Origin of the sequence: Phytohalomonas tamaricis, assembly GCF_003012345.1 — a bacterium.
GTDB lineage: Bacteria > Pseudomonadota > Gammaproteobacteria > Pseudomonadales > Halomonadaceae > Phytohalomonas > Phytohalomonas tamaricis.
Window position 1 is genome coordinate 846,535 of sequence record NZ_PVRV01000020.1, and the last position, 25,320, is coordinate 871,854.

At 58.6% G+C, this 25,320-nt stretch carries 21 protein-coding genes; 8 read left to right on the top strand and 13 right to left on the bottom strand.

Going from position 1 to position 25,320, the window contains the following annotated elements; genetic code table 11:
• The first annotated feature begins 297 nt into the window (after positions 1–297).
• On the top strand, positions 298–2,349 hold the full coding sequence (betT, locus tag C3Z11_RS09315) for a choline BCCT transporter BetT (RefSeq protein WP_106477629.1): 2,052 nt from the start codon (positions 298–300) through the stop codon (positions 2,347–2,349).
• A 131-nt stretch (positions 2,350–2,480) separates the two neighbouring features.
• Here the strand turns inward: betT and betC are convergent, their stop codons facing one another.
• From betC to ptsP, 4 genes are all read right to left on the bottom strand, one after another.
• Positions 2,481–3,995, bottom strand: a complete 1,515-nt coding sequence (gene betC, locus C3Z11_RS09320; RefSeq protein WP_106477630.1) for a choline-sulfatase — start codon at positions 3,993–3,995, stop codon at positions 2,481–2,483.
• A 242-nt stretch (positions 3,996–4,237) separates the two neighbouring features.
• Positions 4,238–6,025, bottom strand: a complete 1,788-nt coding sequence (locus C3Z11_RS09325; RefSeq protein ID WP_106477631.1) for a PTS fructose-like transporter subunit IIB — start codon at positions 6,023–6,025, stop codon at positions 4,238–4,240.
• A complete protein-coding gene (gene pfkB / locus C3Z11_RS09330) occupies positions 6,022–6,996 on the bottom strand; it encodes a 1-phosphofructokinase (protein ID WP_106477632.1) in 975 nt (324 codons plus the stop codon). The genes C3Z11_RS09325 and pfkB overlap by 4 nt, the downstream gene beginning before the upstream one ends.
• Positions 6,996–9,848, bottom strand: a complete 2,853-nt coding sequence (ptsP, locus tag C3Z11_RS09335; RefSeq protein WP_106477633.1) for a phosphoenolpyruvate--protein phosphotransferase — start codon at positions 9,846–9,848, stop codon at positions 6,996–6,998. Before ptsP ends, pfkB begins: the two co-directional genes overlap by 1 nt.
• A 161-nt stretch (positions 9,849–10,009) precedes the next feature.
• Between ptsP and cra the strand changes: the two genes are divergently transcribed.
• Positions 10,010–11,020 (top strand): catabolite repressor/activator, encoded by a 1,011-nt coding sequence (gene cra, locus C3Z11_RS09340; RefSeq protein ID WP_106477634.1) that lies wholly within the window; start codon positions 10,010–10,012, stop codon positions 11,018–11,020.
• 2 nt (positions 11,021–11,022) lie between these two features.
• Here the strand turns inward: cra and C3Z11_RS09345 are convergent, their stop codons facing one another.
• Positions 11,023–12,162, bottom strand: coding sequence for an MFS transporter (locus tag C3Z11_RS09345; protein WP_106477635.1), 1,140 nt, complete (start codon positions 12,160–12,162; stop codon positions 11,023–11,025).
• 151 nt (positions 12,163–12,313) lie between these two features.
• On the opposite strand from C3Z11_RS09345, the gene C3Z11_RS09350 reads away from it, so the two are divergent.
• From C3Z11_RS09350 to C3Z11_RS09360, 3 genes are all read left to right on the top strand, one after another.
• On the top strand, positions 12,314–13,297 hold the full coding sequence (locus tag C3Z11_RS09350) for a lipoate--protein ligase (RefSeq protein ID WP_106477636.1): 984 nt from the start codon (positions 12,314–12,316) through the stop codon (positions 13,295–13,297).
• A gap of 36 nt (positions 13,298–13,333) precedes the next feature.
• Positions 13,334–13,813 (top strand): DUF192 domain-containing protein, encoded by a 480-nt coding sequence (locus C3Z11_RS09355; protein ID WP_262927317.1) that lies wholly within the window; start codon positions 13,334–13,336, stop codon positions 13,811–13,813.
• 105 nt (positions 13,814–13,918) lie between these two features.
• Positions 13,919–15,886, top strand: a complete 1,968-nt coding sequence (locus tag C3Z11_RS09360; RefSeq protein ID WP_106477637.1) for an alkaline phosphatase D family protein — start codon at positions 13,919–13,921, stop codon at positions 15,884–15,886.
• A 14-nt stretch (positions 15,887–15,900) separates the two neighbouring features.
• On the opposite strand, the gene C3Z11_RS09365 is transcribed toward C3Z11_RS09360, so the two are convergent.
• Together C3Z11_RS09365 and C3Z11_RS09370 are read right to left on the bottom strand one after the other, a co-directional pair.
• Complete coding sequence (locus tag C3Z11_RS09365; protein WP_106477638.1) at positions 15,901–16,446, bottom strand: DinB family protein; 546 nt, start codon at positions 16,444–16,446, stop codon at positions 15,901–15,903.
• A 41-nt stretch (positions 16,447–16,487) separates the two neighbouring features.
• Entirely contained in the window at positions 16,488–16,979 is a 492-nt protein-coding gene (locus tag C3Z11_RS09370; protein ID WP_106477639.1) for a GNAT family N-acetyltransferase, read from the bottom strand.
• A gap of 231 nt (positions 16,980–17,210) precedes the next feature.
• On the opposite strand from C3Z11_RS09370, the gene C3Z11_RS09375 reads away from it, so the two are divergent.
• A complete protein-coding gene (locus C3Z11_RS09375; RefSeq protein ID WP_106477640.1) occupies positions 17,211–18,053 on the top strand; it encodes an arylamine N-acetyltransferase family protein in 843 nt (280 codons plus the stop codon).
• On the opposite strand, the gene C3Z11_RS09380 is transcribed toward C3Z11_RS09375, so the two are convergent.
• Genes C3Z11_RS09380 through C3Z11_RS16810 form a run of 3 tightly spaced genes read right to left on the bottom strand, consistent with a single transcriptional unit; the run spans position 18,045 to position 19,645 of the window.
• A complete protein-coding gene (locus C3Z11_RS09380) occupies positions 18,045–18,593 on the bottom strand; it encodes a DUF924 family protein (protein WP_106477641.1) in 549 nt (182 codons plus the stop codon). The two genes, C3Z11_RS09375 and C3Z11_RS09380, sit on opposite strands and share 9 nt — an antisense overlap.
• Before the next feature lie 3 nt (positions 18,594–18,596).
• Positions 18,597–19,484, bottom strand: a complete 888-nt coding sequence (locus C3Z11_RS09385; protein WP_106477642.1) for a helix-turn-helix domain-containing protein — start codon at positions 19,482–19,484, stop codon at positions 18,597–18,599.
• Positions 19,481–19,645, bottom strand: a complete 165-nt coding sequence (locus C3Z11_RS16810) for a hypothetical protein (RefSeq protein WP_158700980.1) — start codon at positions 19,643–19,645, stop codon at positions 19,481–19,483. Before C3Z11_RS16810 ends, C3Z11_RS09385 begins: the two co-directional genes overlap by 4 nt.
• Between C3Z11_RS16810 and C3Z11_RS09390 the strand changes: the two genes are divergently transcribed.
• On the top strand, positions 19,644–20,552 hold the full coding sequence (locus C3Z11_RS09390; protein WP_106477791.1) for a DMT family transporter: 909 nt from the start codon (positions 19,644–19,646) through the stop codon (positions 20,550–20,552). The two genes, C3Z11_RS16810 and C3Z11_RS09390, sit on opposite strands and share 2 nt — an antisense overlap.
• Positions 20,553–20,592: 40 nt before the next feature.
• Here C3Z11_RS09390 and C3Z11_RS09395 read toward each other — a convergent pair whose 3' ends face one another.
• On the bottom strand, positions 20,593–21,483 hold the full coding sequence (locus C3Z11_RS09395; protein WP_106477643.1) for a PA4780 family RIO1-like protein kinase: 891 nt from the start codon (positions 21,481–21,483) through the stop codon (positions 20,593–20,595).
• Between the two features lie 210 nt (positions 21,484–21,693).
• Here C3Z11_RS09395 and dbpA point away from each other — a divergent pair, with 210 nt between their 5' ends.
• On the top strand, positions 21,694–23,076 hold the full coding sequence (gene dbpA / locus C3Z11_RS09400) for an ATP-dependent RNA helicase DbpA (protein ID WP_106477644.1): 1,383 nt from the start codon (positions 21,694–21,696) through the stop codon (positions 23,074–23,076).
• A 106-nt stretch (positions 23,077–23,182) separates the two neighbouring features.
• Here dbpA and C3Z11_RS09405 read toward each other — a convergent pair whose 3' ends face one another.
• Both C3Z11_RS09405 and C3Z11_RS09410 read right to left on the bottom strand, forming a co-directional pair.
• A complete protein-coding gene (locus tag C3Z11_RS09405) occupies positions 23,183–24,328 on the bottom strand; it encodes a glycerophosphodiester phosphodiesterase (protein WP_106477645.1) in 1,146 nt (381 codons plus the stop codon).
• Positions 24,329–24,442: 114 nt separating this feature from the next.
• Positions 24,443–25,303, bottom strand: coding sequence for a TraB/GumN family protein (locus C3Z11_RS09410; protein ID WP_106477646.1), 861 nt, complete (start codon positions 25,301–25,303; stop codon positions 24,443–24,445).
• Positions 25,304–25,320: the final 17 nt, after the last annotated feature.

A 25,320-nucleotide genomic window follows, 5' to 3' on the forward strand; every position in this document is an offset into this window, starting at 1 on the left:
TATCATAAAGAATGTATTTTTATTGAACGCTCAATCAATAACTTCAGTTTCTAGAACTGACGTAAAAACCGAGCAGCTTTTTATTTGTGATGGCCGCTGTATAAAAAATTATCAATCGGTGAGCTATCAAACAAAAAGCGATTACGTTCTTAACTATCTGTTGATGACCCGTTTCAAGACCCATTTTCAGGATCATTCACGACCCGGTTGCAGCATCGAGTGTGTGTGGACCTGAGTCTCCAGTGCCGTAAGAACGTTTCACTTTTCGATTACCTTCACGTCAAGAGAAACCGCCACATGACTCCACCAGAAAACGAGGCTGTTCAGAAGGACCGGCTCAATCCGGTCGTCTTCTATGGTTCAGCCATAGGTATCGTTGCTTTCTCGTTATGGACCATGCTTTTCACCGAACAGTCCAGCGCTGTTATCAACACTGTACTGGCATGGATATCAAACAGCTTCGGCTGGTATTACTTCCTGGCAGTCGTCATCTATCTTGTCTTCGTGGTTGTGATCGGCCTCTCACGTTTTGGCAAGATCAAACTCGGTCCTGACCACTCCACACCGGATTTCAATATCTTTTCCTGGGCGGCCATGCTGTTTTCAGCGGGCATCGGCATCGACATTATCTTCTTCTGTATTGCCGAACCGCTCACCCATTATCTCGCCCCGCCTGACGGCACACCTGAAACCGTGGCAGCCGCTCGCCATGCGCTGGAGCTGACCTTTCTTCACTGGGGATTTTCCGGCTGGGGCGTCTATACACTGATCGGTATGTCACTGGCCTTCTTCAGCTACCGTCATAATTTGCCGCTGACCATTCGCAGCGCGCTCTACCCTATCTTCGGCAAGAAGATTCATGGCCCGATCGGTCATGCCGTCGATATTGCCGCCGTGCTGGGCACGGTATTCGGCATCGCCACCAGCCTGGGGATTGGCGTCATTCAGCTGAACTATGGGCTGAACTTCATGTTTGGCATTGCTGAAGGCGCGATCACGCAGACGCTATTGGTAATAATGATCGTCGTTTTTGCAACCATTTCGGCAGTCACCGGCGTTGAGAAAGGTATTCGCCGCCTGTCGGAATTCAACATGCTGCTGGCGGTCGTGTTGCTGCTGTTTGTGCTGTTCACCGGCAAAACAATATTCCTGCTCAACGCGTTGGTCATGAATGTCGGCGACTATTTCAGCAGCTTCATCGATCTTTCGATGAATACCTATGCCTTCGATCAACCTACCGATTGGCTCAATGGCTGGACGCTTTTCTTCTGGGCCTGGTGGATCGCCTGGGGCCCGTTCGTCGGTCTGTTCCTGGCCCGTATCTCACGTGGCCGCACCATCCGTGAATTCGTTGCCGGCACGCTGTTCCTGCCCTTGGTCTTCATGATGGCATGGATGTCGATCATGGGTAACAGCGCCATTGATCTGGTCATGCACGGTGCCGCCGAATTTGGCCAGAGCGCGATGAATACGCCTGCGTCGGCGATCTATCTGTTCCTGGAAAACTTCCCGTGGCCTTATGTCACCACTATCGTGGTCAGTATTCTAGCGATCGTGTTCTTCGTTACCTCAGGTGACTCAGGTGCACTGGTACTTTCGAACTTCACCTCTATCCTGAGCGACGTCAATCACGATGCGCCTATCTGGATGCGTATCCTGTGGTCTGCCGTGATCGGAGTGCTGACGCTTGCATTGCTACTGGCCGGTGGCCTGTCAGTATTACAGAGCGTGATGATTATTACCGCGCTGCCTTTCTCGATCGTGCTGTTTTTCATGATGATCGGTCTTTACAAGGCATTACGTGTAGAAGGCTTCAAGGAAGACAGCCACCGCGCCAGCATGGCGGGTCGCCTTTCAAGCCGTACCGGCGGAGAACGTGGGCAGCGCAGCTGGCATCAGCGCCTTTCCCGTGCGATGAGTTTCCCTGGACAAAAACAGACGCAACGCTTCCTGGAACAGGTCGGCAAGCCAGCGATGCAAGAAGTTTGTCAGGAGCTTACCCAACAGGGCGTTCAAGTTACGGTTGTCGAGGGTGAGCCCGGCGATGGGCATCTGGAGTTGAATGTCGCCCTTGGCGATGAGCAGAACTTCACCTATCAGATCTGGCCGCGCCGTTTCGCAACGCCGTCATTTGCGATTCGCGCCCAGAAGTCGCAGTCGCATTACTATCGTCTGGAGGTTTACTTGCTCGAAGGCAGCCAGGGCTATGATCTGCTCGGCTACAGCAAGGAACAGGTAATCGAGGATATCCTCGACCAGTACGAGCGTCATCTGCAATTCCTTCACGTCAGCCGCGAGGCACCGGGCAACACCACTATGCCTGACAGTTTTGAACAACCGCGCGCCTGATACCAAGCGACACCCCCCTCAAGCGGCCTACGGGCCGCTTTTTTTATGCCACCTCCGCCATGCGCTTGCCTGAATTTGCGACACAAAAAACCCGCACACCGTCGTGTGCGGGCTGACCTTGTGACGTAACTTTATTCACCGCGCGGAAAGCGCTGCGCGTCTTCCAGTACGTTAAGATCCATGTGGTTGCGCATGTAGCGCTCTGAGGCGACCTGCAACGGCTGGTGGTCCCACGGGAAATAGTGACCGTTGCGCAACGCTTCATAGACAATCAGGCGTCGCGCCTGGCTTTCACGCACATCGGCGTCAAACTTCGCCATGTCCCAGCGCTCCGTCACCTTGCGGGTAAACTCGGCCAGCACCGTCTGGTACTCAGGATTTTGGGCCAGGTTGTGCTGTTCGTCCGGGTCGCTTTCCAGATCGAAAAGCTGCGGCGGATCGATCTCGCAGTGGTTGAACTTCCACTTATCCTCGCGAATTGTCATCAGCGGCGTATAGGTCCCTTCGGCGGCGTATTCCATGTACACCGGCGTATTACGCGCTTCACCGTTCATCAGCGGCACCAGCGACTCGCCGTCGGTCCATGACGCGATAGCACTGAGATCGATACCGACCAGGTCGGCAAGCGTCGGGTTGACGTCGATCGACGACACCGGCGTGTCTATGCGCTTGGGTTCGAGCCCCGGCGCGCTGATCATCAGCGGCACGCGCGAGGAACCTTCAAACGGGCTCATCTTGAACCACAGCCCGCGCTCGCCCAGCATGTCGCCGTGGTCGGAGACGAACAGGATGATGGTGTTATCGAGCATGCGGGTGCGTTTGAGCACGTCGAGAATGCCACCCACCTTGTCATCCACGTAGGAAAGGTTGGCGAAATAGCCCTGGCGCGCGCGGCGCACGTTCTCGGGCTGAATATCGAACTTGGTATAGTCGTTGGCCTCATAAAGGCGCTGGGAATGCGGGTCCTGCTCGGCAAAAGGCACCTCAGGCAACTTCGGCTCGAGATGCTCACAATCGTTGTAGATATCCCAGTACTTGCGCCGTGCCACGTAGGGGTCATGCGGATGGGTGAAGCTTACGCACATGGCCCAAGGGCGTTCGTCGTGACCACGCGAAAGATCGAACAGCTTCTGCTCGGCATGAAAGGCAACCTCGTCGTCGTACTCCATCTGATTGGAGATTTCGGCCACTCCCGCGCCGGTCACCGAGCCCAGATTGTGATACCACCAGTCGATGCGCTCACCAGGCTTGCGGTAGTCCGGTGTCCAGCCGAAGTCGGGTGGGTAGACATCAGTAGTCAGGCGCTTCTCGAAGCCGTGGAGCTGATCAGGGCCGACAAAGTGCATCTTGCCGGAGAGGCAGGTCTGGTAGCCGGCACGGCGCAGGTGGTGTGCCCAAGTGGGCACGCTGGAGGGGAATTCGGCAGCGTTGTCGTAAACACCGGTACGAGAAGGCAGCTGGCCGGACATGAAGGCCGCACGGCCCGGCGCGCAGAGGTAACTCGGCGTATAGGCGTTTTTAAAACGCACCGAGCGTTCAGCCAGCGCTTTCAGGTTGGGCATATGCAGAAAGTCAGCAGGGCCATCCTCGAACAGGGTCCCGTTCACCTGATCGGCCATCAGAATCAGAATATTGGGTCGCGTCATGGAGCACTCCTGATGAACGTAGGAAGGGCGACTAGCATGACGATATGCTAGGGCATCTGACCAATGATTTATCCGCGTGCTCAGGGCAAGCTGAGCTGGGCCTCGGCTTTTGCGCCACTTGGATTCAGGCGCTGGGTACCTGGGCCTGAACCATAGCGCTCATACGCACCACGCCATACCCACAACGCAAATCGCCCCACCGGCTACCCGGCGGGGCGATCATATTTTCAGTACAACAAGCGCTAACTTGTCGGTTCCGTGGCCACCTCAGCCTGTCCCGGTTTAAGCAGCGCATAGGATACGCCTGTCACCAACGACCCCACCGCAATGGCGAGCAGATAGAGCAGCGCATGGTTGACCGCGTTGGGAATCAACAGCACGAACAATCCACCATGAGGAGCCATCAGCTTGATACCGAAGAACATCGACAGCGCCCCGGTAATCGCGCCGCCAATCATGCTGACAGGGATGACGCGCAGCGGGTCCTTGGCAGCAAAGGGAATCGCGCCCTCACTGATAAAGCACAATCCAAGTACAAACGAGGCCTTTCCAGCTTCTCTCTCGGCCTCGGCAAATTTGGAGCGTGCAATGAAACTGGCGATGCCCATCGCGATCGGCGGCACCATACCGGCCGCCATGATGGCTGCCATCGGCGCATAGGTCTCGGTCGAGAGTAGCCCAACGCCGAACGTGTAGGACGCCTTGTTGATCGGCCCACCCAGGTCGACACACATCATCGCACCAAGCAGAAGCCCGAGCAGAATGGCGTTGGTCGAACCCATGTTATTGAGAAAATCGGTCAACCCATTCAGCGCGGCGGCCACAGGCGTGCCGACTACATAGATCATCACCAGCCCAGTGAACAGGCTGGCAAGCAGTGGGATAATCAAAATCGGCTTGAGCGACTCAACGCTGGCAGGCAGCTTGATATAGCGCATTACTGCCTGAGCCGAATAGCCCGCCAGGAAACCGGCGGCAATACCGCCGATAAAACCGGCACCAATCGTGCTGGCGATCCAGCCACCGATCATGCCCGGCGCAATCCCCGGCCGGTCGGCGATCGAATAGGCGATATAGCCCGCCAGTACGGGCACCATCAACTTGAAGGCGCTGCCGCCACCGATCTGCATCAGCGCCGCAGCCAGCGTGCCCTCCTGTTCGAAGGCATCGATACCGAACACAAACGACAGTGCGATACACAGCCCGCCTGCCACCACCATCGGCAGCATAAACGATACGCCGGTTAGCAGGTGCTTGTAGACACCCTTCTCCTTGACGCTTTTCTTGCGCTCACTGCCCTTGGCCGCACCGGCCCCTGCCTGGCTTTCGACCTCGGCGTTTTCCAACGCATCACCGATGGTCTGCTTCGATTTCTTCAGCGCCGCCCCGGTCGAGGTACGAAAGATACGCTTGCCAGCAAAGCGCGAATCATCGACTTCGATATCACAGGCCAGAATGACCACATCCGCCGCCTCGATATCGTCACCATCAAGCTGATTCTGCGCACCGACCGACCCCTGGGTTTCGACCTTGATCTGGTGACCCAGGGCACGGCCTGCTTCGGTCAACGCCTCGGCGGCCATGAAAGTATGCGCAACGCCGGTCGGACACGCCGTTACTGCAACGATGCGCTGCTGGCCTTTCTTCTCCGCTGTGGCACTGGGAGCTACCGCAGCGGCTTCCGGCGCAACCGTGGTCTGTTCAGCGCTATGCTCTGCGCTCCAGAGCTCGGCCTTGCGTTCGGCACGATCCAGAAAATCGTCGGGGCTAGGCAAGGCCTGTTCAAGGCGGTCACGGTAGAGGCGCTTACCTTCGAAACGTGCCAAATCGACAGCGGTACTGGTCGCCACCACCACAAGATCAGCGCTTGCAATCTGCTCACCACTTAGCGCCTGTTGATTACCGATCCCACCTTGAATTTCCACCTCGGTCTGCCAACCGCGCCGCTTTGCAGCATGTTCGAGGCGGCGGGCAGCGAGAAACGACGTCGCCATGCCACTGGGGCAGGCCGTGAAGATAATCACTTTCATGCAGGCATCTCCCCTGCTTGTGGTCCGGAATGGCCGGAATCTAATGAGTGCAAAACGATGTGCTGTTCAAGTTCGGCGAAGTCGGGCGCAGCAGGATTACCTACACCGACATGACGCACGCATTCAGCGGACAGCGCGGTGGCAAAACGTAGCGTACGCTCATGCGTCCAGCCTTCGATCCGGCCATGCAACGCCGCGGCCAGCAGCGTATCGCCGGCCCCGACAGTGCTGACCACCTCGACCTTGGGTGGCGTGGCCTGTAGCAGCAGGGTGCCGCTTACCCAGATTACACCTTCAGCCCCTACCGAAAGCAGAACATCATCAATACCGGATGCATTAAGCCGTCGTGCTGCGGTGATGAGCGCTGCATTGTCTTCAAGCACCTCACCCGCCCATTCGGCAAGCTCGGTTTCATTGGGTTTGGCCGCCGCTGGCTTGGCCGCTAGCCCTGCCTTGAGTGCTGCGCCGCTGGTATCGAGCCACACCGGCACGCCGGCATCGCGAATACGCGTGACCAGCGCGGCGAGTTGCGCAGGCGTTACGCCCGGTGGCAGCGAACCGGAGATCACTACCACATCGCACGTTGCAAGACACTCATCCAGACGCTGCTCGAACACGGCGAAGGCGGAAGCATTAATCACCGCGCCAGGGCCGTTGACATCAGTGACTCGGCCATCGGACTCGGCCAGTTTGGCATTGACACGAGTCTCGCCTGCCACGCGCACGAAGGCGTCGGTAACTCCCCAATCATGAAAGGCGCGCTCGAACGCTCCTTGATTGGCCTCACCTAGAAAGCCGCTTACCGTTACCTCATGCCCCAATCCGGCCAGCACGCGGGCAACATTGTTGCCCTTGCCGGCCGCGTCCATTTCGGTGCTCTCGCTGCGGTTGACTTCACCCAGGCGCAGCGCGCCGAGACGAATGGTCAGATCGAGTGCCGGATTAAGCGATATCGCCAGTACACGCCCCATTAATACGCCTCCAGCGCGTTGCGCACATCAGCCGCAGTGGCCTGTGAAAGCGCCGTCTCGGCGATGATCCTCGCCTTTGCCATATCAAGACCACGCACCCGCGCTTTGACCATCGGCACCTGACGCGCCGCCACCGACAGTTCATCCACACCGAGCCCAACCAATACCGGCACTGCCTGCGCATCGGACGCCAATTCCCCGCAAACGCCGACCCAACGCCCTTCGGCATGAGCGGCTTCGACGGTCATTTTAATCAGTCGCAACACGGCGGGATGCAGGCCATCGGCCTGTGCGGAAAGCTGCGAATGGCCGCGATCGATCGCCAGCGTGTACTGGGTCAGGTCGTTGGTGCCGATCGAGAAGAAATCGACATGCTTGGCCAGACTGGGCGCCAACAACGCACAGGAAGGAATTTCGATCATTACGCCGAGCTGCACATCGGGCGCATTTACTTCATTCTGAACACGCTCGAAGATCTGCCGGGCGGCAAAGAACTCCTCAACGTCCTTGACCATCGGGAACATGATCCGCAGCGGCCGGTTCTCGGCAGCAATCAGCAGCGCGCGCAACTGCGTTTCAAGCACGTCAGGACGGGTCAGCGCCAGGCGGATACCGCGCAAACCCAGAAACGGGTTGTCTTCCTGCGGCACGGGCCAGTAGTCGAGCGGCTTGTCACCGCCCACGTCCAGCGTACGCGCTACCAAGGGGCGCTCATGGCCCAGCGCGTCGAAGGCCCGGCGGTACTCTTCGACCTGCGTGTCGAGATCCGGGGCCTGGGGATGCGCCATGAAGATGAATTCGGTACGCAAAAGGCCTACGCCCTCAGCGCCACGTTCCACAGCATCCTTGGCGTGAGCGGTATTGCCCAGGTTGGCACATACTTCAACACGATGGCCGTCCTGCGTTATTGCCAGCTCGTTACGCACGTTGAAGGCTTCGCGTTCGAGAATCTGACGCTCTTTGATCGCAAGCTCTGTACGGGCACGGCGCTCCTGGGTCGGCTCGGAGACGATCCGGCCACGCTCGCCGTCAAGAATCATCTCGTTGCCGCTCTTGAGTGCCAGTACCGATTCACCGGCACCGACCACGGCGGGGATACCCAGCGCCCGGGCCAGAATCGCACTATGAGAGGTCGCACCGCCCTTGGCAGTCAGCAGCCCCTTGACTTTGGCGGTATCAAGACGCGCAACGTCTGACGGACCGACGTCCTCCATCACCAGAATATAGGGATGTTCCGGCGGCTCGGGCATCTCCACGCCGCACAGAATACCCAGCACGCGGCGGCCGACGTCACGCAAGTCAGCAGCGCGCTCGGCCAGCAGGCGATCGGCCAATGCTTCCTGTGCGCGGGCAGAGGTATCAATGGCTCGCCACCAGCCGGCCTCGGCACTCTTTCCCTCGCTGATCGCCTCGAAAGCCGCCTCACGCAACTCAGGGTCCTGCAACATCTCTTCATGCATCGAGAGGATTTCAGCCACCTCACCTCCCGCGGCTGACTCGATGAGGGCTTCAAGCTGCCGGTGCGCCTCTTCAACCGCCTGATCCAGACGTTCACGCTCACGGCTGGCATCCTCGGCCTGCTCTTCATAGCGGTACTCGGGCAAGCGCATCACAAATACCGGCGCAATCGCCATGCCCGGAGATGCCGGCACAGCGGTCAGAGCGGTATCGGCGGCGGGCGCAGCCACCGGCGGGCGTGGTGTGGTCTTGTTGCGTGACGGACGCGCCTCACTGGTGTCGGCCAGCGGCGTCACCGCCTCGCCCAGACCACCGCGCAGGGCTTCCGCCATCGCATCGACAGCGTCACGAGCCCCCTCACCCTCAGCAGAGAAAATCAGCATTTGACCACGGCGTGCGCCAAGGCCAATCACCTTGGTCAAACTTGCCGCCGATACGGCTTCGCCGCCACCTTCAGCTAGGCGCACCTTGACCGGCACGGCCTGATTTCTAGCGACCTGGACAAGCTGTTTAGCGGGACGGGCATGCAGGCCGTGGGCGTTACGTACCCTGACCTTGACGGTTTCGGCATGGGCGGACTCGCCCGACAGCCGTGCCAGAATATGCTCGGCGCTGGTGCGCGCCAGTTCCTCGCCCTTGCCTTCATCGAGCAGGGCCACGAGGCGCTCAAGCAGCGGCACATGTTCATCACCGGCTTCAGCCAGGCAGAACACACCGGCGGTTTCCTCGATCGGCTTGTTGCCAGTGGCCAGCGCCATGGCAGGCTGATTGACGCCCACGGAGGAGCGTACCAGCCACAATTTCTGGCCGAGCGATACCGGTGCCTGCACCAGAATATCGGCCATGAAGTCAGGCCCCACACAGCCGGCATGACGTAGACGCGCGGCGGCTGCGGTTATCAGCTCAAAACGATCTCGAGCCGGTACACCCGTGACAATCGTATCAGCATCGAGCCGCGCCTCGACCGGCGCTTTCGACAATAACGCGATGACCTCATCGGGGCTTTCTGCACGTGCCAGCTTTTCCGTAACCCCTTCGCGATCAAGCACATGGGTTAGCTGGCGCAGAATATCGAGATGCTCATCGCTCTGGGCCGCAATGGTGATGATCAGCGTGACACGATTGCCATCATGCCACTCGACCCCTTGCGGAAACTGCAGCACACGCACGCCTGTTGCGCGTACGTGTTCGCGACTTTTCGGCGTGCCATGGGGAATGGCAATCCCGTTGCCAAGGAAGGTTGAAGACTGTGACTCGCGATCGAACAGTGCCGAGCGGTAGCCCTCATCGGCAAGACCCGCCTCGACGAGTGCTCGCCCGGCTTGGTCGAGCGCATCGCGCCAGTCACGGGCATCTTGCCCGAGCAGAACGGCATCGTGCGTAAGCGTGAGCATAATAACTTTGAACCTTTACAGGATTGACGATAGCTGAATCGTTTCACTATTGTAGATCATGCCATGCTGAAACGTTTCAGCGAGCAAATCAACATGAATCATTATCGACCTTTGGCGTAGATGCCCTATCTGGTCGTCCATCACTTGACGGTACAAAGCCGATGACCCTTGCCGAAATTGCACGACTCGCCGGTGTTTCGCGGACGACCGCGAGCTATGTAATCAATGGCAGAGCCAAGGAATATCGCATCAAGCAGGAGACCGTTGCGCGGGTCATGGCGATTGTCGAACAGCATAATTACCGTGTCGATACGCATGCCGCAGCGTTACGCCGCGGGGCGAGTCGCACGCTGGGCTTTATCCTGCCCGACCTGGAAAACGCAAGCTATGCGTTGCTGGCCAAGTTACTTGAGCATAATGCACGCGAGTCCGGCTACCAGCTCTTGATCGCCGGCTCCGGGGATGATCCGGCCACCGAGAAAGAGCTCGCCCTGACGCTCAAGGCGCGTCGCTGTGACGCGTTGATCGTAGCTTCAAGCCTCGCCCCGGAAGAGGATTTCTATACCAGATTGATGGATGAGGGCATGCCAGTGGTCGCGGTCGATCGCACCCTCGACCCGTCGCGTCTCGCCTGCGTGATCAGCGACAATGAACACGCCGGGAAATTATTGACACAGTCAGTGCTCGACAACGCAACGCGCAGCATTGCCTGGTTCGATGCCGTGCCGGATCTTTCGATCAGCGTCTCGCGTCGCGCCGGCTTTCAACGTGCCATGCAGGGGCACACTGCACAGATTTACGAACGTAGCGGTCGCCATTACGACCGCGCCAGCGGCGCTGCATTAATGCGAGCCTTCATTACCGAACAGGGACTGCCGGATGCGCTGATCACCTCGTCCTATACCCTGCTTGAAGGCGTACTCGACGTGTTACTTGAACAGCCCGGCGGCCTGCCTCTCTCACTGCGCATCGCCACCTTCGGTGATAATCGCCTGCTCGACTTCCTACCGCTCAGAATCAATTCCCTGCCCCAGCAGCATCAGCGCATTGCCGAGCTGACGCTCAAGCGCGCACTTGACGCCATCGCGGGCCACTATTGCCCCGGCTGTGACGTGGTCGAACGTACGTTAAAGCGGCGCGAGACGCTGCCCATCACCCCTCTTGGCGCCTGACGTCAACGTCTTACGACTGCAGCACTGAGCGCCACAATCACCAGCGCCACGGCAATCAGGGCAAGCGCCGTGGCAAGTGAGGTCAGCTCAGCCACACCGCCGATACCGGCGGGGCCAGCCAGCAGTCCGGCGTAACCCAGCGTACTGACTGCTGCAATCGCCATGCTTGGCGCCATGTCGGGTAGCCTTCCGGCGGCACTGAACAATATCGGTACGAGATTGGCCAGCCCCAGACCTACCAGCATGAAGCCGATCAGGCTCAGCGCCGCCCACGGCGTCGCAAGCGCCAGAACATAGCCGGCCGCCGCAAGCAGTGCACCCCAGCGCAGTAGCCTGACCGGCCCCAGCTGCGACGTCAGCCAGTCGCCCGACAGCCGACCAACCGTCATTGTCAGTGAAAATAGCGCAAACCCAAGTCCGGCCAGCGAGACGCTGACATCACGCGAAAAACGCAGAAACACCGCACTCCAGTCGAGGATCGCTCCTTCAGCGAGAAAGGCGATAAAACAGAGAATGCCCAGTATGATTACAACGCCACGCGGCAGTGCGAAGTGCGCATCTCCGCGCCCCTTGTCCGCTGCCGAGGGCAACAACCGACGCCACTGGCCAAGCACCAGCAGCGTCACACCGCAACCGACCATCAAGGCGCACAACCACAACGGCACGTCCACCCACAGCAGTGCACTCATCAGTCCCGCGCCCAGCAGCCCACCGAGACTGAAGAAACCATGAAATGATGACATCACTGGCTTGGGACTACGCGCCTCGACCGCCACGGCTTGAGCATTCATCGATACATCAAGCATGCCAATCAGCGCACCGAACGCGAACAACGCTAACGCCAGCGTCATGGCTGATGGTGCCAGCGCCAAGGTCGGCAGGGTGATACATAGCGTCGCGCCGGATAGCATCATTACCGGGCGGCTGCCCCAGCGTCGTACCAGCATGCCACTCAGCGGCATCAGCACCATGCCGCCGCCGCCCAGCGCCAGAAGAATCAATCCTAGCGTGGCATCACCCAGTGCCAGCCTTGTTTTCGCATAAGGTACCATCGGCGCCCAGCACGCCGTGGCCACACCGCTGCCCAGAAATACCCAGCGCACCGCCTGCCGGCCATGCGCACCCGACCACTGCTGTTCCATGTCACGCATCCTTGCTCATAAAAGTAATTACCTAAAAGCAACGGCCTAAACGTAACTATCGCTGCCGTTGAAGATTATTTTATATAGTGAATTATCACGCACAGGTGTTCTCCCAGCCGAGCCCTATTCGACCAACGACAGGAGCACAGCCTTGATCTACATCGACAACGGCGACAATCTCGACCAAGCGGTCAATTTCGCCATGGAGGAGTATGTACTGCGCGAGATGGACCCGGCGCACACCTATTTGATGCTTTATCGCATGCACCCCACCGTGATCGTCGGCAAGCATCAAAATACTGTCGAAGAGATCAACGCCGACTTCGTCGCTGCCCACAACGTCGACGTGCTGCGGCGACTGTCGGGCGGGGGCACTGTCTACAATGATGAGGGCAACCTGAGCTTCAGTGTGATTACTGCCGATGACGGTGACAGCTTCAATAATTATGCGCGCTTCACCCGCCCCGTCGTCGATGCGCTGCGCGCGCTCGGCGTCAAAGCCGAGCTGAACGGTCGCAACGATATCACCGTCAACGGCAAGAAGATCTCTGGTAACGCCCAGTATGTCACCCGCGGCCGGCTCTATACCCACGGCACGCTGATGTTTGACGTTAACCTCGATAACGTCGCCCGTGCACTCAATGTTGATCCGGAGAAGTACCTGTCGAAAGGCATCAAGTCGGTGCGCGCGCGGGTGACCAACATTCGCGAGCACCTGCATGAAGATATCGACATCCATACCTTCCGCCAGCGTATTCTTGCGGCGATCGGTGCCGAGCAGCCGCTGACGGTCTACACACCCAATGCCGCCGATTGGCAGCGCATCCGTGAGCTGGAAAAGCGCTATCGTCACTGGGAGTGGACCTACGGCCGCTCGCCACGCTTCAACGTACAGCAAAAGAAACGTTTCGCTGCCGGTACCGTCGATGCCCGCCTGCTGGTCGAACACGGCGTGATCAGCGAAGCCAAGCTTTACGGCGACTTTTTCGGTGTGGGTGATATCAGTGATATCGAACGCCGCCTGATCGGCGTTCGCTACGACCGTCAGGCCCTAGCCGCTCTGCTCACCGAGATCGACATTGCCCACTACGTCGGCAATATTGCCCGCGATGAGTTGCTATCGGTCCTTTACTGACCCCGGTCTTTATTAAACGACAGGAGCACCCGCATAGTGTCGAAATATCGCCAACTGATTGCTTATGTCATTTTCAGCCTTCCCAGCATCGCGCCGGCCTTGGCGCTGGAGCATAAAGAGCTCACAGTAGAAGGCGCAGCGCGCGCGCACCATTTGCAGGTCGAGATTGCCCGCACTCCCCGTGAGCGCGCCGTTGGCCTGATGGAGCGCGAGAGCCTGGCCGCCGACGCTGGCATGCTATTCATCTACACTCAGGACCAGCCAGGTGACAGCGGCTTCTGGATGTACCGCACCCGCATTGCGCTCGACATCGCCTTCCTCGGCGCTAATGGCGAGATTCGCTCCATTCATACCATGATGCCTTGTCGCGGAGAGGCGCAAAATTGCCCGAGTTACCGGCCCGGTCGCCCTTACCGCGCCGCGCTCGAAGTCAACGCCGGTTATTTCGAACAGCATGGCATCGGGCTAGGCGACTGCGTGTCACTCGCCGGCGTCCTTGAGGGCTGCCAGCGCTAAGACGCAGGCGTCATAGCGCACACGCATGGTACTCTGTCTGGCGCGCCTCTTGCCGGCAAGACTATGCTGGCACGCTCTGGCTCAATGCAAGGATACTGCCGCACCATGGCCGAATGCGCCTCCATTGCCTCCCCCGACACGCTACCCGATGTGCTGGCTGGCCCACTCCTGCGCCGCCTGATGCCCGATCGTATTGTGCTGTGGCTGGCCGGCTCCAAACCGCTGACCCTGCGTCTTTCATTGTTTGATGCCGATGATCAGCCTTTTTTCGATCAGACGCTCGACGCCAGTCACTGTCGAACGCTGCCCGTCGGGAAGTATGCGTTTACTCATTTAATCGATATCTCGCTTGACTGCGCGCTCAAGGAAGATGCCGTGTTCGGTTACGATCTAGCTATCGAACGCGACGGCGAGTGGCAGTCGATCAAGCAGTGGGCGCCGGAGCTCTGTTACGACGACGAGCCACGCCCACGCGTCAAGATGAGCCTCAAACTCGACACGCTCTTGCACGGCTCATGCCGCAAGCCGCACTGCAACTCTGGCGACGGCCTGGCCCGTGCCGACGCCTGGCTCAGCGAGCGCCGCGACACACCCGAGCAGTGGCCATCACTGCTGTTGATGACTGGCGATCAGATCTACGCTGACGATGTTGCAGGCCCGATGCTGGTCGCCATTCATCGCTTGATCGAGCGGCTTGGCCTGTTTGGTGAGCGCTTCGAGGGTGCCGAGCTCGCCACCAGCGACGCACTGCTTGCCGAGCCCTACTATTACCGCCGCGAGCAGCTACTGCCGCGGATGAAAGATAACCGCAACCTGCGCGAGCGTTTTTTCTCAGGCAAGTACAAGCCGATCTTCACCTCAGCCGGAGCGCAGAACCATCTGATCACCTTCGCTGAAATGATCGCCATGTACCTGCTGGTATGGTCACCGGTAGCGTGGACATTGATCGAAGTGGAGGAACCGCCACTTGATGATGAAACACTCGCACGCTATCGCGACGAACAACGTGCCATAGATAGTTTTGTCGCTACTCTGCCGCAGGTGCGTCGCGCCCTCGCTCAGCTGCCGAGCTATATGATCTTCGACGATCACGACATTACCGACGACTGGAACCTGACCGCGGCCTGGGAAACCTCAGCCTATGAACATCCTTTCTCACGACGCATCATCGGCAATGCGCTGATCGCCTATCTGCTCTGTCAGGGATGGGGCAATAATCCCGATGCGTTTCGTCATGCCCAAGGCGATGACAATGAGCTCATGAACGCTCTCGTCGCGTTTTGCCGCTTAGACAATGAAGAGAGCAACGATGGAAACACCAAGGCGCATGACCACGCTCAGGAAACATTGATTGACCAGCTCATCACCTTCGAGCACTGGCATTATACGCTGGCGACCTATCCCAAACTGGTGGTGCTCGATACGCGCACGCGACGCTGGCGCAGCGAACGTGGCTTCAGCAAGCCGTCGGGACTGATGGACTGGGAAGCATTGAGTGAGCTGCAAGACGCGCTACTAGATGAAAAGGCAGTAGTCATGGTATCGCCAGCGCCGGTATTCGGCGTCAAGCTGATCGAGGCGATACAGCGTATCTTCATCTGGCTCGGCAAGCCGCTGCTGGTTGATGCCGAAAACTGGATGTCGCACCGCGGCGCAGCCTACGTGATGCTCAACATCTTCAAGCACAGCAAGACGCCGCAGAACTTCGTGATTCTTTCCGGCGATGTCCACTACAGCTTCGCTTACGACGTGCATATCCGCGGCCACAAGCAGAGCCCGGATATCTGGCAGATCACCAGCAGCGGCATCAAGAATACCTTTCCCGATAAGCTGCTCGACACCTTCGATCGTCTCAACCGCTGGCTCTACGCGCCGTGGTCGCCGCTCAATCTGTTGACCAAGCGCCGCGACATGGAAGTCTCGCCACGCCAGCCTAGCAGTCGCTCGCCCGGCGAACGGCTGGTCAACAAGTCAGGCATTGGCTTTGTCCGCCTCGACCGTCAGGGCCGTCCGGTCGAAATCAAGCAGCTCGGCGCGGATGGCGATGATGTGGCGTTCGAGCGGGAGGATTAAAGGCCGAAAAACCTTTATCCATCCCGGGCGCTTATCGACAACGCTGCCAGATCATCGGCACACAAGGCCGCATCGCTTTCAAGAAAGAACTCGTCGAGTTGCGGCGGCGCAATGCGGGTACCGGCCAGCATGGCATGTACCTGCCCACGGTGGTGAATTTGATGCATGAACAGATGCAAAAGCACACGCTCGATCCTCTCTACCTGCCGCGCTCCACTCTCACGTAACAGAGTCACATGAGAAGCCAAACGTTCTGCCTTCAAGGATACACAGAGATCGACGAGACGCTCATCACTCTGAGGCTGCGCTACCCTCAGCTCCTCAACCGTCCGACACGGAATGTCATTGGCATAGACAGCGGGCCCCTTTCCTCCTGCTTCCAGGGCATCCAGATAGAACCAGTCGACAATCAGTATGTGATTGAGCGTAGCCATGAGCGATGGAAAGAAACTGGTACGCTCCGCCTCGAATTCTTCCTGACTGAGCGCCGCACAGGCGTTCAGCAAGCGATAATTCGACCAGAGATTGTTATGCGCCATCAAACCGAAAGAACCCATCATTCTTACTTGCTCCTTGTGTCGCAAGAATGTAGCAAGAGAATTCAGCCAAGCCACTTGTACATCACGTAGGCATCGACGAAGCCGAGGCTGGTATGACGATAGGCCCTGGGCAGCGTGCCGACGATATCGAAGCCGAGCTTTTGCCACAGCCTCACCGCGCCTTCGTTGGTCGAGACTACCGAGTTGAACTGCATCGCCTTGAACCCGTGCGTGCGGGCTATCTGCTGCGAGTGTTCGCACATCGCCCCGGCCACACCGCGCCCGCGCGCCTCGGCCGCCACGATATAGCCGCAGTTGCAGACGTGGTCGCCCGGCCCGGCAGCATTCTTCTTGAGGTAGTAGGTGCCGATAATTTCGCCCTCACCCTCGGCCACGAAGGTCGCCAGCGGCGTCTCACACCACAGGGTATAGGCCTCATCGCGCGTCATGTCGGGCGCAAGCGCATAGGTCTGTGCAGCACGGAAGACCGCATGAAGAATCGGCCAGAGAGAATCGAAATCGGCGGGCACGGCTTCACGAATATGCAGGGCCATAACGGGCTCCAAAGTATGCAATTAAACCAAAAGGAAGATACGGCCAGCGGCAGTACATCCGCGCAACCTTACCGCCCTGCGTGCGGCGCGTCAGTACAACATCCAAATGAAGCGTTCACACGTTTACTACATGCACGGACGCTAAATTGTCGTATTGTCATGTTTTGCTCGTCATTTAAATGGCAGAACATGTCGGTCTGAGCCTGCGCCGACATTTTGGAGAGATAGTGCATGACTGGCATGACGCCCCTTGATCTGGACGCTTACTTCAGCCGTATCGGCTACGCCGGACCCCACACGGCAACGCTCGACACACTGCGCGCCATTCATCTTTGCCATACGCAGACCATTGCCTTTGAGAATCTCGACCCGCTGCTTGAGCAGCCGGTCCGGCTCGATCTTGAGTCGCTACAGCGGAAACTGATTACCGATGCTCGCGGCGGCTACTGCTTCGAGCACAATACCCTTCTTCAGCACGCCCTTGAGACGCTCGGCTTCCGCGTCAAGGGGCTTGCCGCACGGGTGCTGTGGAACGCACCGCAGGAGACACCGCCACACACCCACATGCTGCTGAGCATCGATCTCGACGAAGGCCATTATATCGCCGATGTCGGCTTCGGCGGCATGACGCTGACGGCGCCGCTGCGCCTGCAATCCGGAGAGGAACAGGAAACGCCGCACGAGACCTTCCGCCTGCAAGACACCGTTCATGGTGGCTATCTACTTCAGGTCAGGCTGATCGACGGCTGGCGCACGCTCTATCAGTTCGATCTGCAGCCCCAGCATCCCGCCGATTACACGATGTACAACTTCTATGTTTCGCACTATCCCGAATCGCGCTTTGTTCACCATCTGATTGCTGCCCGCCCAGGCGTGGGGCATCGTTATGCGCTGCTCGACAATACGCTGACGGTATATCCGCTTGGCGGCGAGCACGAAACGCGCCGCATCGATAGCGTGTTCGAACTGCGCATGATCCTCGAAGATACCTTTGGCCTGCGCCTGCCGGATACGTCGATGCTCGACGCCCGCTTGAAAGGCATCCTCAAGCACAGCGGACAAAGTTCAGAATGATGATCCTGGCGTCGCGAGGAAGGCGAGCTCCTCGGCACTGCTGATACGGCCGAGGATAGCGTTGCGATGAGGGTAACGACCAAAGCGTTGTAAGATATCATGGTGCTGGTGCTCGGATCGCAGGCTGTCCTCCAGTCCCGGCTGGTCGAAAAGTGCCAGCGCCTGGGCGTGGATCGCAAGCGATTCGCTGTGCATGTAGGGCATATAAACAAAGGCACGACGGGCCGCCTCAAGGCGCCGATCGACACCGCGCGCTACCGCCTCCTGGGCCAGCGCGAGCGCGAGCGGATCGTTGGCGAAGGCCTGCGGCGTATCACGATGGATGTTGCGCGAGAACTGATCGAGTACGATGATTTCGGCCAGCCGGCCCTCGTCGCTGGAGCGCCAGCGCCACAGCTCGCAGCGCCCTGCCGCAGTCAGTGAGTCGCCAAAGCGCTGGGCAATCTCCTTATCGAGCTGTACGTCCTTGCGAAACCACTGGCGCGGTTTGAGGGTGTCGAACCAGAACGCGATGACCTGCTCCGGCGTCGTCGCTGCCATGATTTATAGGCTCCTGAGTACACTCGGCGCGTAGCCGAAATGGCGTTTGAACAGGCGTGAAAGCTGACTGTGCTGCCCAAAGCCACATTCGAGCGCGATCACACCGATCTTGTCATTAGTGTCCTTGAGCAGGCGATGCGCCTTCAGCAAGCGTTGCTCCGTGATATAGGCGTGCGGCGAATGGCCAAACGTGGCGCGAAAAAGCCGAGCAAAATGATACGGGCTCAGCGCTACCTGCGCCGCGAGTTGCTCAAGCGTCAACGTTTGATCGAGATGATCCTCGATAAAGTCATGTAGCCGTGCGGCATGCCGTGGCGTGAGGCGCCCCTTGACCTCCGGTAAGACGTTAAGGCGGTCGGAATAGTCCCGTGCGGCCTGAATCAGCAACCAGTGGGCGAGGTGATCGAGCCCCACGCGCAGTGCCGGTTCCTGCCAGTCCGCAGTGGCGATCAAGCGTGCGCTCAATGCCAGCGGGTCATGTTTTTCCTGGTAAGCCTCGCGCAGTACCACACCGCGGCCTTCACGGTCCCAGGTGCGCGCTATGGTGTCCCGCAACGTGATGTCATCGAAGTACAGGTGCAAAAAGGAAAATGCGGCGCCGATCCGCCAGTGGGACTCACTGTCAGCGGGCATCATGCATACGGCACCGGCATGGCCGTGACGCAGCACCTGACCGTCACGCACATGCTGTGTCTGCTCCCCACCGTCGAGATAGACGCTCAAGGCATGATGACCGGGCTGATGATAATGGGCCATGCCTTGGCAGTTCTGCCAATGTGCCATTGATAACCCCGAGGGCAACGCCAGCGTACGCAGCGGTACAGCGCCTGCGGTCTTGAGCGTGCGATAAATCGAGAAATTGAGCGCAACGGCTGACTGGGTGGCGATCATGCGCGGCTACTCGCGGGCCTACGCCATGCGGGATTGGCCCTGTCATCTCGCCAGGCCTTGAGCGCAGAAAACGACAACCATTGCGCAACAATCGACAAGGCACAGGCCAGTCCCCCAGTCATAATACGCGTGATTCTCTTGCTGCGAGCGGTCGCTGTCATGCCCACTTCCTTACACTATCTGTTCACTGTCTTTGCCTGGGGCCTGACCTGGACCGCCATTCACGTTCAGGTCGGATTGGCGGCCCCGGATATCTCGATCAGTTACCGTTTCGCCCTTTCCGGCCTGGTAATGCTGATTGGACTAGGGCTGGCCAGGCGACTCTGGCGGCCACGCCGGCATGAGCTGAAATGGCTCGCCCTGCAGGGCCTGTTGCTGTACTGCCTCAACTTCGTGTTTCTCTACCGCGCCACGGGGCTGCTGCCGAGCGGACTGGTTGCGGTAATCTTCTCGCTCGCCTCGCTGTTCAACGCCGCCAACCAATGGTGGCTGTTGCGAATCACACCGCCGCTCCGGCTGGTGCCTGCCGCACTGCTCGGCGTCAGCGGCGTGGCATGCATGTTCTGGCCACAGCTGCATGGCGCCTCAGCCAGTTGGGCCGGGATCGGTTTTGCCGTGCTGGGCACCTGGTGCTTTTCACTGGGCAATTTGGTCGGTCAACGCAACCGCAACGCCGGCGTGCCCCTGTTTGGCGGCAATGCCTGGGCAATGTCGATGGGTGCGGTCGGACTGGCATTCGGTGCATGGCTGTCAGGCGCTGCGTTTACCCTGCCGACCCGCATCGATTATTGGGGCGCAATGGCGTTTTTAGTAATTGTCGGCTCGATTCTCGGCTTCGCCAGCTATTTGACGCTGGTGCATCGTCTGGGACCGGCTAAAGCAGGATTTACTGCTGTGCTGTTTCCCATCGTCGCATTGAGCGCTTCAACCTGGCTGGAAGGCTTTGTCTGGCAGCCTATCAGTATCATCGGCGCTATCATGGCACTTGCCGGCAATCTAGTGATGTTCTGGCCGATGCGCACTGTACGCGCATCGACCCGCCCATCCCCGAGCGTTAAAACAGACTAATTTTCACCGTATGGCGCATTCGGCTTGGCGGAACGATGAGTCAGCGATATTCGTCCCAGCCTGATTCATCATCGTCTGCGTCGCCGTCCTTATCGCCACCCTGCTGTCGGTTGCCCTGAAAGTCATCACGCGCGGCGTCGATCTCGCGCAGGATGCTGCTCAAATCGGCGTCCTGATCGCGACGCTTGAAAGAGCCGGTCAAGGTAATGTCAGGATGCAATTTACCATGCTCGAATAATGACCAGATTTCCGCACCATAGTCGGTGCGCAGCAGCTCCGGCGCGAAACGTCCGAAGTAGGCGGCCATGTTGTTGACATCGCGCTTGAGCATCTTCTCGGCATTATTGTTAGCAGCAGCATCGACGGCCTGCGGCAGATCAATGATTACCGGCCCCGTACCAGTCAGCAGTACGTTGTACTCGGACAGGTCACCGTGAATCAGCCCGGCGCAAAGCATCTTGACGACCTCGCCGATCATGACGCGGTGATAAGCACGGGCCTGTTCGGGGTCGAGCTCGACATCGTTGAGACGCGGCGCGGCATTACCCTCATCGTCGACGACCAGTTCCATCAACAGTACGCCATCGATGAAGTAGTGCGGCTTGGGCACCCGCACACCGGCATCGGCAAGACGGTAGAGTGCATCGACTTCAGCATTCTGCCATGCCTCCTCCTGCTCGCGGCGGCCATAGCGCGAGCCCTTCTCCATGGCACGCGACTTGCGCGAGCTGCGTACCTTGCGCCCTTCCTGATATTCAGCCAGCTTGTGGAAACTGCGCTTGTTGGCTTCCTTGTAAACCTTGGCACAGCGCGTCTCGCCGGAGGCGAGCACGACATAGACGGCTGCTTCCTTGCCGCTCATCAACGGCCGCAGTACTTCATCGATAAGGCCATCGTCGACCAGCGGTTCGAGGCGTTTAGGTGTCTTCATTACGTGTCGTTCTTGCCCTGTAGTGGCTTGTCATTCTCATAGCATAACGCGTTGTTGAGTGTTCTTCAGGCAGAGATGCTTTACTGATGGAGATATAAACCATTGGGACGCGCTGCGGGGTTCACTGTTACCATAGCGTCAACGCTTTTTATGCGACTTAAGTCTTCCCTGCCCCGTTCGCTGCTTCCCGTTTTTCAAGAAATGATGCCCATGACCATGACCTCCTTCGATCAACTGCCCCTGAGCGCCGCGATGCACGCCAACCTGGCGTCTCTTGGTTACGCTGAACCGACCCCGATTCAGGCCGCCAGCCTGCCGCCGTTGCTCGCCGGTGCCGATCTGATCGCCCAGGCGAAAACCGGCAGCGGCAAGACGGCCGCGTTTGGTATTGGTCTGCTGGAGCGGCTTGAAGTCGAGCGCTTTGCCGTTCAATCACTGGTGCTATGCCCGACGCGTGAATTAGCCGACCAGGTTGCCAAATCGCTGCGCCAGCTTGCCCGCGCCACCCATAACGTCAAGATACTGAGCCTATGCGGTGGCGTCTCAATCGGCCCGCAGCTCGGTTCGCTGGAGCACGGTGCGCATATCATTGTCGGCACGCCGGGAAGAATTGGCGATCACCTGCGCAAGGGATCACTCGCCCTCGATCAACTGCGTCTGTTAGTGCTTGATGAAGCCGATCGCATGCTGGAAATGGGCTTTGCCGACCAGCTCGAAGCGATTGTTGACGCGACGCCGCGCGACCGTCAGACACTTTTGTTTTCGGCCACCTTCCCGGAAGGCATCGAAGCGTTGAGCCAGCATATTCAACGCGACCCGCAGCGCATCACGGTCGAGGCGCCCAACGCGGAAAGCACCATCACGCAGTGGAAGTTCGAGATCAGTGAGCCCGCAGGCAAACCCGCCGCGGTTGCGGGATTGCTGCATCACTACCAGCCCGAATCGACCGTGGTATTTTGCAACACCAAGCGCGACTGTGATGCGCTGGCCGATTATCTGCGTAAGGAAGGTTTCAGCGCCCAAGCGCTGCATGGTGACCTGGAGCAGCGTGAGCGTGACCAAGTGCTGGTGCGTTTTGCCAACAAGAGCTGCCTGGTGCTGATCGCCACCGATGTCGCCGCGCGCGGGCTTGATATTGCCGGGCTTGATGCCGTGATCAACGTCGATGTCACCCCCGACCCGGAAGTGCATACCCACCGCATTGGCCGTACCGGTCGCGCCGGCAATGCCGGACTCGCGCTGTCACTTTATACCCCACGCGAGGCGAAGCGCTTGACCGCTATCGAGGAGTATCAACACGGCGCTATTGCCGAAGGCCCGCGTGCGGCGCCCAACGCCTCCGGCACGCCGCGCCATGCGCCCATGGTAACGCTCGATATTGACGGCGGCCGCAAGCACAAGCTGCGCCCCGGCGATATTGTTGGCGCGTTAACCCGTGACGAGGCATTGAGTCCAGATGAGATTGGCAAGATCGATGTATTCGATTTTGCTGCCTACGTGGCGGTGGCCAACAAAAGTGCCAAGCGCGCACTGGCCCAGATTCAAAATGGCAAGATCAAGGGCCGCAAGTTCCGCGCCCGAATTCTGCGCTAGGCCCAACCCTTAGACACAAGGCACTTGAGCGCAGGCCCTTTGAATACAAGAACGCCACCCAGCCAATGCAGGGTGGCGTCTTGCGTTGTTCAGTCGCGGCGCCAGCCTAAAAGTCGTATTTCTTCAGTATCTCGTCGACGCCCTGCGCGGGCGGACGATGATAAAACTCAAGCAGTGCCGGCGTATGGTTGGTGAAGAATCCGTCCACCCCACGCGCATCGTATTTGGCAAAATCTTCGGCGGCATCGACCGTATAGAGGTGGATCAGCAGGCCCTTGTCATGAGTCATCTTGTTCATCCACGGCTGGGCAAGGTCGGCATAACTTTGTGCGCCATGGTCATGAAGCTCGGCCGACGGGCCAGTACCAATAGCCCCGTGCGCTTTGGCAAAATCGAGCCAGCGCTCGAATTCCTCCTTCGATGCGACCTGCTGGCGGGCATAAAAATCGGCATCGGATTCCCCTTCGATACGCTCAGCCGTACCTTTTGACGCGATGTAGCCGTCATCTAGCCATAGAAGCAGAATCTTTGGCACCTCAGGCATCTGCTGCTGGAGTTTTTCCAGACTCTCTTTTTCGAAAGTTTGCAGGATCACGCGCCCTGGCGTAAACGCCACGCCGACATGATGAATAGGGTCAAAACTTTTGGGCGCTTCGCGCTCGCCGCCAATCCAGCCATGCTGTTTTAGGTAATTCTTCAACTCCTTCTCGATACCCGGGAACTGCGAAGGCACCTTGGTTTCGATATAAAGCCCCGGCTTGTTGTCACCGCCTTCGGCAATCTGGCGCACTTCATCGAGAGTTAATATTTTGAGCCCCTGGTAGCTGTCGCGTGCGCGCTCAGGGTACTGTGCGTTGAACCATGAGCCGGCATCGAGCTGTTTTATTTCAGCAAGCGTGAACGTGCTGACCGGATCGTCAGCGCGCTCAGGAAACACCTCGGCAATATTGGTGGTGCGCTTCAAGGTATCGTCATGCACAGCGATAAGCTGGCCATCCTTGGTGCGCTGCAGATCCAGCTCGAGGTAATCAGCGCCGAGATCGCGGGCGAGCAGGTAAGCCGGTGCTGTCGATTCAGGGGCATCGAAAGAATCGCCGCGGTGGGCAATGACGGCATGATAGGGAATGCCGTACTGCTCACTTAATTGCTTGCCAGCGTCACCGGTTGCGGCGCTGGCTACTGAAGTGCTCATCAATCCCACGCTCAAAAGTGCTGCGCTCAGCCACCCGGCATATCGGTTGTGATTCGTCATCCATGCTCTCCCTTACGGTTGTCGAAGTGATGTTCTATTTATTTTGTGACAATACGGCTGTCATGCGCCTTCCCGCCCCTGCCCTGTATCGCCTCGTCCTATGCATCGTGCTGATCACGATGCGCTGAAATAACGTACCGTGTAGCCTCTTTGCTTAAGCTTTTCGAGCACGCTGTCAGGCCCGGCGAGATGCAGCGCCCCGACCAGCACGAAGGTGGGTGTGCCGTCATTGATCAGCTTTTCAATTTCCGGCACCCAGCGCTCGTTACGCGCTACCAGCAATGCGCTATAGACCTCGGGATAATCATCACGCATCGCCAGGCTGAAACGGCTTAGCGTATCGAGATCACCCCCACGCAGCGCCGACACCAGCGCATCTGCATCGTTGGCCAGCGTATCGATATCGACAAGTGTTTGCCGGATCAGCTGATCAGGTTCGACCTCGTTCATGGCCGCCAGCGCGTTCAACTGGGTATTGATACTCTCAAGCGCCTTGACCGGCTTGTGTGCAGCCTTGGCACGGGCATAGAGACGCTGATCGGTGGCGATGGTAAACCCCTGGGCCTGATAACCTTGCAGTGTCAGGATCAGTGCCAGATAACCGGGCTCAAACGCCATGAAAGGCTCGATAGTAAAATGATGGCGTGCGGCAAATTCACGTACGTCGCTCATGGTCTGGGGTGAAAGATAAGTTTGCAGATCGTCACCTTGGGGATAGCGCATGCTGTCAGCCAGCGTCTGCGCGAAGGCCGGATTCTCAAGCGTTGCCATATCCGTTTCGAATACGACTTGGGAGGATTGTGCCAGTGCAGCGTCATATTCCGCCGGCAGTGGCATGTCACTGGGACGCAGCAGGTGCATGGTGCCGCCAATCAACAGTGAATGGCCGTCTTTCGAGACTTCCCAGACCGAGCTTTTTGCCCAGCATTCCTGGCTCAGCCCCAAAAGCCCTAATAGCACGATAAGTAGCTTCATGTTTGCCTCTGGCGTTG

What these genes read in the sequence shown, in the direction of transcription:
- C3Z11_RS09365 (WP_106477638.1), bottom strand. Translation starts at nt 16,446, where the DNA reads ATGATGGGTTCTTTCGGTTTGATGGCGCATAACAATCTCTGGTCGAAT.
- C3Z11_RS09405 (WP_106477645.1), bottom strand. Translation starts at nt 24,328, where the DNA reads ATGACGAATCACAACCGATATGCCGGGTGGCTGAGCGCAGCACTTTTG.
- betC (WP_106477630.1), bottom strand. Translation starts at nt 3,995, where the DNA reads ATGACGCGACCCAATATTCTGATTCTGATGGCCGATCAGGTGAACGGG.
- C3Z11_RS09360 (WP_106477637.1), top strand. Translation starts at nt 13,919, where the DNA reads ATGGCCGAATGCGCCTCCATTGCCTCCCCCGACACGCTACCCGATGTG.
- cra (WP_106477634.1), top strand. Translation starts at nt 10,010, where the DNA reads ATGACCCTTGCCGAAATTGCACGACTCGCCGGTGTTTCGCGGACGACC.
- C3Z11_RS09375 (WP_106477640.1), top strand. Translation starts at nt 17,211, where the DNA reads ATGACTGGCATGACGCCCCTTGATCTGGACGCTTACTTCAGCCGTATC.
- C3Z11_RS09325 (WP_106477631.1), bottom strand. Translation starts at nt 6,025, where the DNA reads ATGAAAGTGATTATCTTCACGGCCTGCCCCAGTGGCATGGCGACGTCG.
- C3Z11_RS09385 (WP_106477642.1), bottom strand. Translation starts at nt 19,484, where the DNA reads ATGATCGCCACCCAGTCAGCCGTTGCGCTCAATTTCTCGATTTATCGC.
- pfkB (WP_106477632.1), bottom strand. Translation starts at nt 6,996, where the DNA reads ATGGGGCGTGTACTGGCGATATCGCTTAATCCGGCACTCGATCTGACC.
- C3Z11_RS09390 (WP_106477791.1), top strand. Translation starts at nt 19,644, where the DNA reads ATGCCCACTTCCTTACACTATCTGTTCACTGTCTTTGCCTGGGGCCTG.
- C3Z11_RS09395 (WP_106477643.1), bottom strand. Translation starts at nt 21,483, where the DNA reads ATGAAGACACCTAAACGCCTCGAACCGCTGGTCGACGATGGCCTTATC.
- C3Z11_RS09410 (WP_106477646.1), bottom strand. Translation starts at nt 25,303, where the DNA reads ATGAAGCTACTTATCGTGCTATTAGGGCTTTTGGGGCTGAGCCAGGAA.
- C3Z11_RS09380 (WP_106477641.1), bottom strand. Translation starts at nt 18,593, where the DNA reads ATGGCAGCGACGACGCCGGAGCAGGTCATCGCGTTCTGGTTCGACACC.
- ptsP (WP_106477633.1), bottom strand. Translation starts at nt 9,848, where the DNA reads ATGCTCACGCTTACGCACGATGCCGTTCTGCTCGGGCAAGATGCCCGT.
- C3Z11_RS16810 (WP_158700980.1), bottom strand. Translation starts at nt 19,645, where the DNA reads ATGACAGCGACCGCTCGCAGCAAGAGAATCACGCGTATTATGACTGGG.
- dbpA (WP_106477644.1), top strand. Translation starts at nt 21,694, where the DNA reads ATGACCATGACCTCCTTCGATCAACTGCCCCTGAGCGCCGCGATGCAC.
- C3Z11_RS09345 (WP_106477635.1), bottom strand. Translation starts at nt 12,162, where the DNA reads ATGGAACAGCAGTGGTCGGGTGCGCATGGCCGGCAGGCGGTGCGCTGG.
- C3Z11_RS09370 (WP_106477639.1), bottom strand. Translation starts at nt 16,979, where the DNA reads ATGGCCCTGCATATTCGTGAAGCCGTGCCCGCCGATTTCGATTCTCTC.
- betT (WP_106477629.1), top strand. Translation starts at nt 298, where the DNA reads ATGACTCCACCAGAAAACGAGGCTGTTCAGAAGGACCGGCTCAATCCG.